The 13,613-nt window shown below is 65.1% G+C and carries 13 protein-coding genes; 3 read left to right on the plus strand and 10 right to left on the minus strand.

The annotated features are described in order from the left end of the window. Positions 1–3: 3 nt before the first annotated feature. Positions 4–573 (minus strand): isoprenylcysteine carboxylmethyltransferase family protein, encoded by a 570-nt coding sequence (locus tag HWX87_RS18075; protein ID WP_011547084.1) that lies wholly within the window; start codon positions 571–573, stop codon positions 4–6. A gap of 67 nt (positions 574–640) precedes the next feature. After that, the gene (locus HWX87_RS18080) at positions 641–1,543 is read right to left on the minus strand and encodes an alpha/beta hydrolase (RefSeq protein WP_176048387.1); all 903 of its coding nucleotides are present in this window, start codon (positions 1,541–1,543) and stop codon (positions 641–643) included. 720 nt (positions 1,544–2,263) lie between these two features. Between HWX87_RS18080 and betI the strand changes: the two genes are divergently transcribed. Genes betI through betA form a run of 3 tightly spaced genes read left to right on the plus strand, consistent with a single transcriptional unit; the run spans position 2,264 to position 6,076 of the window. Continuing rightward, positions 2,264–2,848 carry a transcriptional regulator BetI gene (betI, locus tag HWX87_RS18085; RefSeq protein WP_176048388.1) on the plus strand — a complete coding sequence of 195 codons (585 nt, stop codon included), beginning with the start codon at positions 2,264–2,266 and terminating at the stop codon, positions 2,846–2,848. A 32-nt stretch (positions 2,849–2,880) separates the two neighbouring features. Beyond that, positions 2,881–4,350 carry a betaine-aldehyde dehydrogenase gene (gene betB / locus HWX87_RS18090; protein WP_176048389.1) on the plus strand — a complete coding sequence of 490 codons (1,470 nt, stop codon included), beginning with the start codon at positions 2,881–2,883 and terminating at the stop codon, positions 4,348–4,350. A gap of 25 nt (positions 4,351–4,375) precedes the next feature. Then, entirely contained in the window at positions 4,376–6,076 is a 1,701-nt protein-coding gene (betA, locus tag HWX87_RS18095) for a choline dehydrogenase (RefSeq protein WP_176048390.1), read from the plus strand. A gap of 90 nt (positions 6,077–6,166) precedes the next feature. On the opposite strand, the gene HWX87_RS18100 is transcribed toward betA, so the two are convergent. The 8 genes from HWX87_RS18100 to HWX87_RS18135 all read right to left on the minus strand — a co-directional run bounded on the left by HWX87_RS18100 (position 6,167) and on the right by HWX87_RS18135 (position 13,565). Next, entirely contained in the window at positions 6,167–7,453 is a 1,287-nt protein-coding gene (locus HWX87_RS18100) for a type II toxin-antitoxin system HipA family toxin (protein WP_176048391.1), read from the minus strand. After that, entirely contained in the window at positions 7,446–7,760 is a 315-nt protein-coding gene (locus HWX87_RS18105; RefSeq protein WP_347880178.1) for a helix-turn-helix transcriptional regulator, read from the minus strand. Before HWX87_RS18105 ends, HWX87_RS18100 begins: the two co-directional genes overlap by 8 nt. Before the next feature lie 417 nt (positions 7,761–8,177). Next, positions 8,178–8,762 carry a dual specificity protein phosphatase family protein gene (locus HWX87_RS18110; RefSeq protein WP_176048393.1) on the minus strand — a complete coding sequence of 195 codons (585 nt, stop codon included), beginning with the start codon at positions 8,760–8,762 and terminating at the stop codon, positions 8,178–8,180. 6 nt (positions 8,763–8,768) lie between these two features. After that, on the minus strand, positions 8,769–9,263 hold the full coding sequence (locus HWX87_RS18115) for a hypothetical protein (RefSeq protein ID WP_176048394.1): 495 nt from the start codon (positions 9,261–9,263) through the stop codon (positions 8,769–8,771). Beyond that, complete coding sequence (locus tag HWX87_RS18120) at positions 9,260–10,402, minus strand: glycosyltransferase (RefSeq protein WP_176048395.1); 1,143 nt, start codon at positions 10,400–10,402, stop codon at positions 9,260–9,262. Before HWX87_RS18120 ends, HWX87_RS18115 begins: the two co-directional genes overlap by 4 nt. Before the next feature lie 358 nt (positions 10,403–10,760). Next, positions 10,761–11,882: a hypothetical protein gene (locus HWX87_RS18125; RefSeq protein WP_176048396.1), complete on the minus strand. Its 1,122-nt coding sequence runs from the start codon at positions 11,880–11,882 to the stop codon at positions 10,761–10,763. A gap of 233 nt (positions 11,883–12,115) precedes the next feature. Beyond that, positions 12,116–12,619, minus strand: a complete 504-nt coding sequence (locus HWX87_RS18130; protein WP_176048397.1) for an activator protein — start codon at positions 12,617–12,619, stop codon at positions 12,116–12,118. Positions 12,620–12,740: 121 nt separating this feature from the next. Further along, positions 12,741–13,565: an OmpW family outer membrane protein gene (locus tag HWX87_RS18135; RefSeq protein ID WP_176048398.1), complete on the minus strand. Its 825-nt coding sequence runs from the start codon at positions 13,563–13,565 to the stop codon at positions 12,741–12,743. Between the last annotated feature and the right edge of the window lie 48 nt (positions 13,566–13,613).

Below are 13,613 nucleotides of genomic sequence, written 5' to 3' on the forward strand. Positions count from 1 at the left end.
GGATCAGTAGAAGCCGGGAATCAGCGCCGCCACTTCGCGGCGGTACTGTGCGTACGCCGGCCCGAAATACCCGGTCAGCCAGCTTTCCTCGACGCGCACCTTGTACGCGAGCGATGCGAACACGAGCAGCACGCCGATCGCGCCGCGCCATTCGCCGCCGATCAGCGCGGCGCCGACGAGCGCGATCAGGCAGCCCGTGTAAATCGGGTGACGTACCAGCGCATACGGCCCCGTGCGGACCAGCTCATGGTCCTCCTTCAGCGTGACCGACACGCTCCAGTTCGTGCCGAGATGCAGCCGCGCCCATACCGAGAACAACAGGCCGGCCACCAGCACCGCGAGCCCGCACTGCGCCTGCAGCCCGAAGCGCTGCCAGTCGGGCACGAGCGCCTGCCACGACGGATCGGGCAGGATGATCAGCGCGCCGCCGACGATCAGCGGAATCGACTGCAGCGTGCGCGAGCGCGATGCTTCCTTGCGCACGGTCGTCTTCACGCCCTGCGACGTGGCGATCCAGTAGGCGAGCCATGCGGCCCACGGAACGACGATGGCGATGGTCTGAACGATATTCACGGCTGGCCTGCCTCGTTGGGATGGGAATTCGGATGTGCGGGATGGGCCCGATGCACGACGGTTGGCGTCACGACGACAGCGCGTGCATCGGTGCGGACACGCACGCCTGCGCGGCCGCGCGCGCCATGCCGGCCGTGACGGACGCCTCGCCGCAGAAGAAGTCGAGCAGCGCGGTGCGCGTGTATTCGCGCTGCGCGCGGCCTTCGATGTCGAGGAAATGGCCGGCGTCCGGCACCGTCGCGAACCGCGCGCGCGACACGTGCGCGCCGAGCTGGCGCACGTCGGCCGGCGTCGTGTAATCGTCGCGCTCGCCGTTCAGGAACAGCAGCTCGCAACCGATGTTCGAGAACTCGCTGAAGTAGCGTTCGGGTTGCAGCGACAGGATCTGGTCGACGTGGAACGCGACCTGGTCCTGCTCGTCGCGCGGCAGGCGCGTGAGATACCGGTAGTTGTACAGCTTCATGATGCGCGGCAGGTAGCGACCGACCGTGTCGTTCAGCAGCTGCGCGGCCTTCAGGTTCTCGCCGGCCGCGATGTGGTCGCGGGCACGCGTCACGTAGTCGACCATCGCGTCGTTCAGGAACGGCGAGAACGAGCAGATCGCCGCGCGCCGCACGCTCGGGCAGCCGCGCGCGAGCGCGAACAGCGACGCGACGCCGCCCCACGACACCGACACGAGGAACGCCGGCGCGAAATGCTCGACCAGGTACTGGAGGATCGCGGCTTCGTCGTCCTTGGTCAGGATGTAGCAGCCCGGGTTGTGCTGGCGCGACTGGCCCGCATACGGCAGGTCGAAGCAGATCGTGTTCATCCGCTCGCCGAGATACTGGACGGTCTGCCCGAACGACGCGGTCGTCGCGAGCGCGCCGTTGACGAGCATGGCGGTGTCGAACGCCGGGTCGAACACGTTCCGTTCGACGTAGACCTTCAGACCATTCGGTAGCGGGACCACGTGTTTTTCGGTCGGCATCGTCGTTCTCCGGTGAATGCGGCGTCTCGACGTCGCGGCATGCTGCAGGTGCGCAATGGCAGGTGACGGCCCCGTGCGCGGTCCGTCATCGCGCCCATTGCCGACGCACCGCGGCAATGCCCACGGTGCCCATTCATTCCTCTTGGTGCGGCGCCATACTAATACGGTCGATATTACTTACTCAAGTCATTCCAAGGATCCCCTCTACTCTGTTAGGAAATGCCCATGATTCAAATTTTTTTATCAATTTCTATGGTAGGCAGATCCTCGTGAAAGGTATCCGCAATCGTTTGCGAGCAATCGGCCACAGCGTTCATAAAATCAATATTTCCGTTTAAATTCAAATTGATATGCAATTTCAATCGCCTGATTGAAACGGTTTTTAGAAAGCTGCACATCTTCACGATCCGAATTGACAATTTCACATTGCGAATAATCTTGCAGATCTCGACACTCTTTCGATTCGTAATGACATCGCAAGTGGAAACTTTCCTCCACATTACCTATCTTTTCGGAAACCGTTTTAAACAGATTCCAATTTAATTAACCTTCTTTCAATTCGTTTTTCCGCACCTGCACATGGCCGCGGACGCGGACGAATGCCCGCGATCGAACACGCCACAATCGTCAGACCCCGTTTTTTTGTTGATTGAGCGGTCAATAAAAAACCGCTAAGCTCTCGACTTCCATGGACGGCCCGTCCGGGCAAAGGGAGTCGCGATGCCGAAAGTCGGAATGCGGGAGATTCGCCGCGCGCAGTTGATCGACGCCACGTTGCGTTCGATCGACGAAGCGGGCCTGCCCGGCACGACGCTCGCATCGGTCGCGCAACGCGCGAACATCTCGACGGGCATCGTCAGCCACTACTTCGGCGACAAGGACGGCCTGCTCGAAGCGACGATGCGTCACGTGCTGCGCGACCTGTGGTCGGCCACCACGCGCCGCCGCACGACCGCGCGCAAGGATCCGCGTTCGCGGCTGCGCGCGATCGCCGCCGCGAACTTCGACGACACGCAGGTCAGCGCGCCCGTGATGAAGACGTGGCTCGCGTTCTGGTCGCAGAGCATGCACGACCCGATGCTCAAGCGCCTGCAGCACGTCAACACGCGGCGCCTGCATTCGAACCTGTGCGTCGAATTCGCGAAGGCATTGCCGCTCGCGAAGGCGCGCGAAGCCGCCAGCGGCCTCGCCGCGCTGATCGACGGCCTGTGGCTGCGCGGCGCACTCGCCGGCGGCCCGATCGACACCCGGGCTGCATTGAAGCTCGCCCACGATTACATCGACCTGCTGCTCGCGTCCGCCTGACGCGCAACGCAGTCGCCCTCAAGGAGATCCTCATGTCCGTATTCGGTTTGCAGCGCCTCTACATCGGCGGCGGTTACGTCGACGCCACGAGCGGCAAGACTTTCGACACCTTCGATCCCGCCACCGGCGAACTGCTCGCCCAGGTGCAGCAGGCGAGCGCGGCCGACGTCGACCGTGCCGTTGCGTCCGCGCAGGAAGGCCAGCGCGAATGGGCCGCGATGACCGCGATGCAGCGCTCGCGCATCCTGCGCCGCGCGGTCGACCTGCTGCGCGAGCGCAACGACGAGCTCGCGGCACTCGAAACGCGCGACACCGGCAAGCCGATCGGCGAGACGCTCGCGGTCGACATCGTCACCGGCGCGGACGTGATCGAGTACTACGCGGGCCTCGCGACCGCGATCGAAGGACTGCAGGTGCCGCTGCGCGCCGAGTCGTTCGTCTATACGCGCCGCGAGCCGCTCGGCGTGTGCGCGGGCATCGGCGCGTGGAACTACCCGATCCAGATCGCCTGCTGGAAGACGGCGCCCGCGCTCGCGGCCGGCAACGCGATGGTGTTCAAGCCGAGCGAAGTCACGCCGCTGACCGCGCTGAAGCTCGCGGAAATCTATACGGAAGCCGGCGTGCCGGCCGGCGTGTTCAACGTCGTGCAGGGCGACGGCTCGGTCGGCGCGCTGCTGACGGGCCACCCGGACATCGCGAAGGTGTCGTTCACGGGCGGCGTCGAGACGGGCAAGAAAGTGATGTCGCTGGCCGGCGCATCGTCGCTGAAGGAAGTGACGATGGAACTGGGCGGCAAGTCGCCGCTGATCGTGTTCGACGATGCGGACCTCGACCGTGCGGCCGACATCGCGGTGACCGCCAACTTCTTCAGCTCGGGCCAGGTCTGCACGAACGGCACGCGCGTGTTCGTGCACCGTTCGGTCAAGGACGCGTTCACGCAAAAGGTGCTCGAACGCGTGAAGCGCATCCGCGTCGGCAAGCCGACCGATGCCGACACCAACTTCGGTCCGCTCGTGTCGGCCGCGCAGCTCGACAAGGTGCTCGGCTTCATCGAAAGCGGCAAGGCCGAGGGCGCGAAGCTGCTCGCGGGCGGCACGCGCCTGACCGACGGCCACTTCGGCAGCGGCCAGTACGTCGCGCCGACCGTGTTCGGCGATTGCCGCGACGACATGAAGATCGTCCGCGAGGAAATCTTCGGGCCGGTGATGAGCATCCTCGATTTCGAATCGGAGGACGAAGTGATCGCCCGCGCGAACGACACGCACTACGGGCTCGCGGCCGGCGTCGTGACCGAGAACCTGTCGCGCGCGCACCGCACGATTCACCGCCTCGAAGCCGGCATCTGCTGGATCAACACGTGGGGCGAATCGCCGGCCGAGATGCCGGTTGGCGGATACAAGCAATCCGGTGTCGGACGGGAGAACGGCATCACGACGCTCGAGCACTACACTCGAATCAAGTCGGTGCAGGTCGAGCTCGGCCGCTACAACCCGGTGTTTTAAGGATCACGAAAGGAGACTGACCGTCATGACGACACGCGAATACGACTACATCATCTGCGGCGCGGGTTCCGCGGGCAACGTGCTCGCAACGCGCCTGACGGAAGATCCGGACGTCACGGTGCTGCTGCTCGAAGCGGGCGGCCCCGACTACCGCTTCGACTTCCGCACGCAGATGCCGGCGGCGCTGGCCTACCCGCTGCAGGGCCGCCGCTACAACTGGGCGTACGAGACCGACCCCGAGCCGCACATGGACAACCGCAGGATGGAATGCGGCCGCGGCAAGGGGCTCGGCGGCTCGTCGCTGATCAACGGGATGTGCTACATCCGCGGCAACGCGCTCGACTACGACAACTGGTCGACGCACAAGGGCCTCGAGAACTGGACGTATCTCGACTGCCTGCCGTACTTCAAGAAAGCCGAGACGCGCGACGTCGGTCCGAACGACTATCACGGCGGCAGCGGCCCCGTGTCGGTCACGACCAGCAAGCCGGGCGTGAACCCGCTGTTCGAAGCGATGGTCGACGCGGGCGTGCAGGCCGGCTATCCGCGCACCGACGACCTGAACGGTTATCAGCAGGAAGGCTTCGGTCCGATGGACCGCACCGTCACGCCGAAGGGCCGCCGTGCCAGTACCGCGCGCGGCTATCTCGACCAGGCGCGTGCACGGCCGAACCTCGAGATCGTCACGCACGCGCTCGCCGACCGCGTCCTGTTCGACGGCAAGCGCGCGTCGGGCGTCACGTACCTGCGCGGCAGCGAACGCGCGACCGCGCATGCGCGCCGCGAGGTGCTCGTGTGCAGCGGCGCGATCGCGTCGCCGCAACTGCTGCAGCGCTCGGGCGTCGGCCCCGGTGCGTGGCTGAAGGAACTCGACATTCCCGTCGTGCTCGACCTGCCCGGTGTCGGCCAGAACCTTCAGGATCACCTGGAGATGTACATCCAGTACGAGTGCAAGGAGCCGGTCTCGCTGTATCCGGCGCTCAAGTGGTGGAACCAGCCGAAGATCGGCCTCGAATGGATGCTGAACGGCACCGGCCTCGGCGCGAGCAACCACTTCGAGGCGGGCGGCTTCATCCGTACGCGCGACGACGATCTGTGGCCGAACATCCAGTACCACTTCCTGCCCGTGGCGATCAACTACAACGGCTCGAACGCGATCGAGATGCACGGCTTCCAGGCACACGTGGGCTCGATGCGCTCGCCGAGCCGCGGCCGCGTGAAGCTGCGCTCGCGCGATCCGAACGACCATCCGAGCATCCTGTTCAACTACATGGCCGAAGCGCTCGACTGGCGCGAGTTCCGCGATGCGATCCGCGCGACGCGCGAGATCATGCGGCAGCCCGCGCTCGACCGTTATCGCGGCCGCGAGCTGAACCCGGGCGCCGACTGCAAGAGCGACAAGGAACTCGACGCGTTCGTGCGTGCGCGTGCGGAGACGGCATTCCATCCGTCGTGCTCGTGCAAGATGGGTTACGACGATATGGCGGTAGTCGACGAGGAAGGCCGCGTGCACGGGCTCGAAGGGCTGCGTGTGGTCGATGCGTCGATCATGCCGATCATCACGACCGGCAACCTCAATGCGCCGACGATCATGATCGCGGAGAAGATCGCCGACAAGATTCGTGGCAAGCAGCCGCTCGCGCGCGTCGATGTGCCGTACTTCGTCGCGAATGGGGCGATGGCGCGGAATGTCGCGAAGGCCGTGCGGCAGCCGGAAACGGTCTGACGGGGACGGGCACACTAGCCCGCTCATCAATGTACTGACGAAACGCCGCCGACAGGGATTGTCGGCGGCGTTCTTACGTGCCTTCCATCTTCACCGGCGAGCGCGACCCACGGGATCCTGGCGAAGCAAGGCAACGTTCTCGTTGATTCGGCCTTGAATCGTGCGCAGGGTATCTCGCGTAATGATCCGCGGGTACATGTTCGCGGCCATGTCCGAGAATTGACCGGCCACTTCGCAAATGTCGTCGATCATCCTGCCGGCAACGTCTTGGGGCACTTCGGCTTCCTCGGCAAACCGAAGCATGTGCGTGCGGGAAATCTCCAGTGCCTCACCCATCACGTCCATCTGGTGATATCCACCGGGCCCCTCGCAGAAGGTCACATCGTAGGCCGGCGCCAGTCTCCACTGACCATTTGGCGCCATGAGGTAGGCGAAGTTCTTGGGATGGTCGTCGCGGTTGTTGAACACGACGTTGAAGACGGCGCGCTCGAAGGCCCTCCCCATCTCTCGCACGTCGTTGGTACAGATCCGGGTCGCCCGCAAGAAGTTGACGTAGTCCAGCGACCCCGCATTCCGGTAATCAGCCCCCGTAAACGCCGCGAGACTCTGCATGGGAACGCGCAATCCATCATGCCGATCAAAGCGCTTGCTGGCGAACGCCGCCAGCCCATTGGGCAAATCGAAGTACTGCGTGTCCGGGGTCTCGATGCCGCATCTGCGCAGACATTCGGCGTAGACCATCTCGATGGCGCACACCTCGGCATGCTCTTCTCCGGCGGGGAACTTGACCAGCCAGGCTTCGAAGCCTGGCGTGACGGCCGTGGTAAAGCCGCCGGATTGCGGATCGCGATAGATCAGGACCTTGGGCCTTGCACCCTGGGGCGATCCGCCCACCCGCAGCAACGTCTGCAGGAACTCTCCCCCTTCACCCTGGAGCACGCCCTGAACTTCGGCAGCAAGCTGTTCCAGCGGGATGTGGACGTCCGGCGCCGCCCCTTCGGGTGCGACGGGTTCAAACGTCATGGCCCCCATCGCATTGCTGCCGATACAGGCCAACCGCTCCAGGGCGCCAATGCGCACCGTGTTGAGCCCACGGCGCCGGAACATACGGTCCATCAGCAGCATGCCCCACCCGTCCGGCAACGCGTCATAGACAGGCCCCGGCAGTTGCAATTGATGAACCGGGAAATCTCTCCGCAACTGGGGGCCCTCCAGCGGCAACGTGTACGAAGACAGCTCCAGGCCCCTTTGCCTCGCCTCGTTGCTGTACTCGAACACGATCAGCGGGCGACCGGTCAGGGCTGTCGTGGAGACCAGCGTGCCCCAAAGCCACCGCTCCCCCCAGCCCTCGTAGAAGACATTCACTTGTTCAGGCATCGCCGGACTTCCTCCTTGTACGGAGGCGCTTGGCTGTTTTCTCGTAGCGCAGAATGTCCTCGATGCTGTCCAGCTTTGGCTGGAACAGGCCTTCGAGCTCCTTGATTCGGCCGAGCGCCATCGCCACCCGGACCACGGCCTCGAAGCCGACATTGCGCCCGGCCTCCAGGTTCGACACGGTGTTGGTCCCGATGCCGGCACGCCCGGCAAGATCCGACTGCGTCATGCCCACAGCCAGACGCTCGGTGCGCAAGCGCTCGCAGAGTCGCTTGACGACCTCGCTCGGCTTGCTGAAGCTTAAATCCAACATAGTGTGTCTTACACCTCATCTATGCCAGTTAACATCCCAAATTATAAAATTAACGCCACCTTGGCTCAAGAAACTTAATTCTTTAATTCTGTGTCTTATCGGCAAAATTTCCCATATAGGCACAATATATTGTATTTAAGTGGCTTCGCGCCAAAGATGCGGTCGATCAGACCGCCTCGGGGCTGCGCGAACCATCCGGGGCAGTGCAGAGGTCAGATCCCGGGTTGCACGGGCGCACGCCCTTGTTCGCGCCTCTTCGAAGATCGTGGTGGAGCCGACTGGCTGCTTGGGCTTTGCTGCAGTTCGTCCGGCGAAGAACCCGCTGCATGCCAGGAAAGTCGGCATCCTGCTGCTGCAGCGTTGACGAGCGCTGAGCGCTACGGTGATGCTGGGAGGTAGTCCTCGCGGGTCCGCTCAGCCGCTGTTCACTTCCTTCCGCAACCGCTCGACATCCACGTGCTTCAGGTAGTTCGTGATGTTCTGCCAGATCGGATGGAACCCGTAGCCGCCGTGCTGCAGCTCGTCGAGCGCCTGCTCGCGCGTCCAGCCCTGGTACACCATCCGGTACAGCGCGGAGACGAGACCGGTGCGATCGGCGCCGTGCTGGCAATGGATCAGCACCGGGCCATCCTGGTCGGCGGTCCGCAGCGCCTTCAGCGCGGTGACCATGTCTTCGTCGCGGATGTCCCACGTATTGATCCGGATGCGCTGCATCTTGATCTGCGTGCCGGCCAGAATCGTGTCGTCCGCATGAAACGAACGGAAGCTGATGACCTTGCGGATGCCGAGCTTCTGCAGCTCGGGCACGTCCGCGCGCGACAGCTGCGCACTACGGTACAGCGTCGGCGTGATGCGATGCAGGTTGTTCACGTGCGCATCGACCACGCTCTGCGCCCACTTGATCGGCCGGGCAGGCACTTCGGAGGCCGGGTCCGCATGGGCCGGCTGCACGAGCCCGGCGAGCGTGACGGCGAGCGAGGCAATGAAGGCGATTTTCATGTCGATTCAATAGAATGCGCGCTTGCGCTCGCGGGACAGGACGAACAGCACGATCGCGGCCGCGCTCATGGTCCAGTAGTCGGTCGGCGCCACGCCCAGCCAGTGGATATGCCACGGCACGTTGGCCGGATTGAAGCGGGCCAGACCGTAGGCCGGATTCAGCACGAACCACAGGAAATCCTCGGTCAGCCAGAACACCATGATGCACGCGACGATCCGCGCTTCGATGCGCCACGACCACCGCGCGTTGAAGATGGGCGGCAGGTGGAAAAACAGCGCGACGAACGGGAACACCCACGCGTGGTAGCCGGTCATCGGCCGCCCGCCCCAGAAGATGTCGAGCAGCCAGTGATGCTCGATGCGCCAGGTCGGCAGGTTCGCGGCCCAGCCCGCGCTGCCTTCGATCTGGATCTCGACGTTCGCGAAGAAGTACGCGAGCAGCATGACCCAGGCAACGACGAACAACGTATGGCGCGTCGGTACGAAACGCGCAACGCTCATGCGGCAGGCTCCAGGCCCAGCACGCGGTCGAGCACGAAACGGCCGGCCAGCGGCCGCCCGAGCGGCGCGAGACGGCGGCGCATGTCGGCCAGGCGCTCCGGCGTCTGCAGCAGCGCGCGGATCCGGTAGACGAGCGCGTCGTCGTCGATGGCCTTCAGCGCGACGCCCTGTTCGAGCAGGAAATCCGCGTTGCGCTCTTCCTGGCCCGGGATCGGCGAATTGACGATCATCGGCAACTGCATCGCGAGGCATTCGGACGTCGTCAGGCCGCCCGGCTTCGTGATCACGAGATCGGCGCACGCCATCAGGCGTTCGACCTGCTGCGTGAAGCCCTGCGGAAAGAGCCGCCCCGGATGCCGCGCGGCGAGTGCCTGCAGCGACGCGAGCATCGCCTGGTTCTTGCCGGCCAGCGCGATCAGCTGGAAATCGGCGTCCATCTCGAGCAACCGCGCGGCCAGCACGTCGAGCCCGCCGAGGCCGGCGCCGCCGGACATCATCAGGAACGTCCGGCGCGCGGGATCGAGGCCGAACTCGGCCGCGCAGGCCGCGCGATCGAGCGGCTGGCCGAACGCCGGCATGATCGGGATGCCGCTGACGTGCACCGTTTCCGGCGCCATGCCGCGTGCATGCATGCGCCACGCGATCTCGTCGTTGGCCGCGAAGTAGCCGCGCATGTGCGGCACGACCCACATGCTGTGCAAGTCGAAATCGGTGACCTGCACCCACACCGGCGTGTCGATGCGCGCCTTGCGGATCTCGCGCGACAGCAGTTCGGCCGGCAGGAAATGCGTGCAGATGATCGCGTCCGGGCGCTGCCGCTCGATCTCCGCGAGCAGCTGGCGGCAGTTGAGCCGCTCGATCGCGCGCCGGATCTTCTGCGATGCGGCGGCCGGATCGGCCTCGTCGGTCTTCTGGTACAGGTAGCCCCACAGCGCCGGCTGGCTGCTGACGAGCTTGATGTAGAGATCGGTGTACAGCTTGCGGAAGCCGGTGGACACGAAGTCCATCACGTCCAGGTGCGTGGCTTCGATGCCGGCCGGATGGTGATCGGCGAATGCGCGAATCGCTTCGGCCGCGCGCGTATGCCCGGCGCCGGCGCTGACGCTCAGGAGCAGGATTTTCTTGTTTTGCTTTGACATCTGACTGACCGTTTCGATGAGGGTGGCCCGGAAGCGGTTCGGCACCGGCGCTTACGCGGCGGCGTCTTGCATCCGGCTTTCAACAAGCCTGGCGGATCTTCAGCGGTGCGGGCGGGCGGCCGGCTCGGCCCGGTCGATCGCCCGCATCGTCTGCGGAATCATACTGCGTCCGGTCGACGGGGTTCGGAACGGGCGGTGGCGCGTGGGCGATCAAGTTGGGATAGTGTGCGGTCGCGCATGGATGCCGACGGCGTGACGCCCCGCTCGCTCGCGCGAACGGGGTTCGGTATTTCTTCTACACGAGCGGGGCGCTCGCGCGCGGTGATTCCTGTCGTCTCGATTCGGCAAAGGCTTTGCGTCAGCCGGCCTTGCCCTCGTCTTCGCCGCGCCGGGAGATTGCGACGGCCCGCGTCCGCATCCGCTTCCCGCGGACGATCGGATTCCAGCGCGACGTCAGGCTCATTGCGCCACGCAGGTGATCGAACGCGACGTCCTCCTTCGGCCCGAAGCGACTGACCGCCGGCCACGCGAGTACGTGGTCGAGCCAGGTTTGCCACTCGTCGCCATGAAAGCGGCGGCCGATTTCGCGCACGACGTCCGGTGCTTCGATCACGATACCCGCCAGCACGTAGTAAGCCCAAAAGCTGCCCGCGCCGACGAGTTGATCCAGCCTGCACACGGATAACGCCGCGAGCAGCCCGTCCACCGACGCGAGATCGGCGCGACGCGTGCGAATCGCCCGCGCGACGAGGTTGTGCTCACCGCCATACGCGGCCATGGAGGCCCCGTTGCCGGCCGCGAGCACGGCCGAGAACGTCACGAGCGCAGCCATTTCGTCGATGCGCGATGCATCGTCGCGCGGCCCGCACACGCGCAGCACAATCGCATCGATGACGGCGCCAGGCATGGCCGACGTTCCTTTACTCGCCGCCGCGGCGACGGCGAGCCTGTCTCTCAGGTTCTTCGCAGGCGGGGGGTCGCCCTGCGCGCCCGTTTCATATGCGGGGCATGCGCCGGCATCGCTCCGACTGTATTCGACACCACCGGCAATCCGCTCGAGTGCGGCCCAGCCGACATCGGGATCGTCGAACGCGCATGCCTCGATCACGCCGTGCGCGGTGTCGAACGCGGCACGCGAACCGGGGCAGCGGCGTTCGGCTTCGGCGAGTTGCTGCATCGAAGGCACATGCGAGCACGCGCCGCGCGGATCGGTCAGGTCGCATGTGCAGGCACCGCCGTCCGATGCGATCCACGGTGCGAGCCCGTGAAGATCGGCCGCTGCGTCACGAGACAGATTCGCACCTGTCCGCATACGTATCGCCTGCAACGCGGCAACGGTCGTGTCGCCCGTGTCGGCTGTCATCGCTACGCAGGCGGCAGCGTCGAGATGTTCGATCAGGTACTGCAGCCACGCGGCCGTGCGCAGCCGGTCAGGCGTCGCGCCGCGGGCATCTCCATACTTTGCTGGATCGGTAAGCATGGGTCTTCCGGGATAGTTCTGGCCAATTGGAATTGTGTTGTTTCAACCAAACCGGACAGCGCGGCACGCCGCGCCAGTCCTGCCTGTCCGCCCGGATCGGATCGCGACACGGGCGGTCAGCCGGCCGTCGCGCCGATACGCGCGACGACACGAGTGCAACGAGAAATGGGGCGTCCGCCATACATATCGCACGCCCCTCGTGCGCGGCGGGCACCCGCTTCGATCCGCGACGCTTACTGCACGTGGAACTTCGGCGACGTCGTGACCGTGCCGGACACCGAGCAATTCGGCGTCAGGACGGCGTTATTGAACGTCAGCGACGAGTTCGGATCGTTCCATGCCGTGACTACCTTGCTCGGGCCGCACGCGCCGAGCAGCGCGACGTTCACCTGCACGTTGTTGATCGACAGCTGCGTCGTGCTGTCTGCCTGGCCCGTCCACGGCGACGTGCTGCTCGCCGTGCCGCTGATCAGGCCGCAGGTGCCGCCGCCCGAGAACGTCGTCGACGTGATGTTGACGATCCCGCTCGACGTGATCGTCCCGTTGAACGTCGCCGTGCAGGTCGCGCTGATCGAGCCCTTGCTGAGGCTCGTGAGCCCCGACACGGAAAACGGCTCGCCGTTCGGATTCATCGGCTGGCCATCGACACGCGAAACGGTGACGGCGAAAGCAGGCGCGGCCGAAACCGCGGTGAAAGCGACTGCAGCAACAAGCGACACGATTTTGCGAATGCTCATTTGAACTGCCCCCTCTCTTCACAAATGGCGGCACGCCGCCAGGAACGCGACCCTCCGGCCGGATGAACCCGGCCAGCCGGTCGCAGGAAACCGCCGGCGCGCGTCATGCGCGCCGATCGGTTCAGAACTTGTAGGAAATCCCGACGAACGTGATGAGCGGATCGGCCTTCAGCCGCGTGCGCGTGGTCGCGAGCGTCGACCCGTCTGCCGCCTTGATCACGAGCGACGAGTAGGTCTTCAGCGGCATGTACGTCAGCGTCGCGGTGAGCCCCCAGTGCTTGTCGATCGCATAGCTCGCGCCGACGTTGTAGACCGGCGTGAACGACGACGACGCCTTGCCCTCCACCGACGTCGGCCCCGGCTTGCCGGCGCCGGCCGCGAGCACGCTGCCGAGGTTCTGGTTGATGTCCCTCGCGAAGTTGCCGTTCAGTTCGATGTTGCTGAACCAGCTGTAGGCCACGCCAATCCCGACGAACGGCCGGAACCGTGCCGTCGACGAATTGAAGTAGTACTGCAGAATGATCGTGGGGCTCCACTGCCGTGCGTTCTTCACGGCCGGCTGGTTCGCCGGATCGTCCATGTTGACGCTGCCGAGCGCACCGGCCGGGCCGGGCGGCTTGATCGTTCCGTGCCCGGTCAGCGTGAACTCGGGCGGCACGCCGAGCACCGACGTCACTGCGATGTGGTCGGTGAAGAAGTGCGTGAGCGTCAGGCCGACCGTATCGGCGTTGTTGACGGTCAGGCTCGTGCCCGGCGACGTGAACGAACCGGGCAGGCGCAGCGGCCCGTTGATCGGCATGCTCGCGAGATTCGTCGTCAACCCGTTGGTCGAATCCTGCGGCATGATGTGCAGCCAGCCCAGCGTCGCGACGTTGTCGCCCGCCTGCTGGGCCGATGCGAGCGTCGACACGCCTGCGACGATACCCGCGACAATCAGCTTCTTCATGAAGTCTCCCCCTCATTCTGTCGGGGCACCGCGCATTCGCGCGCGGCG

Origin of the sequence: Burkholderia sp. BCC1644, assembly GCF_902833225.1 — a bacterium.
Classification (GTDB): domain Bacteria; phylum Pseudomonadota; class Gammaproteobacteria; order Burkholderiales; family Burkholderiaceae; genus Burkholderia.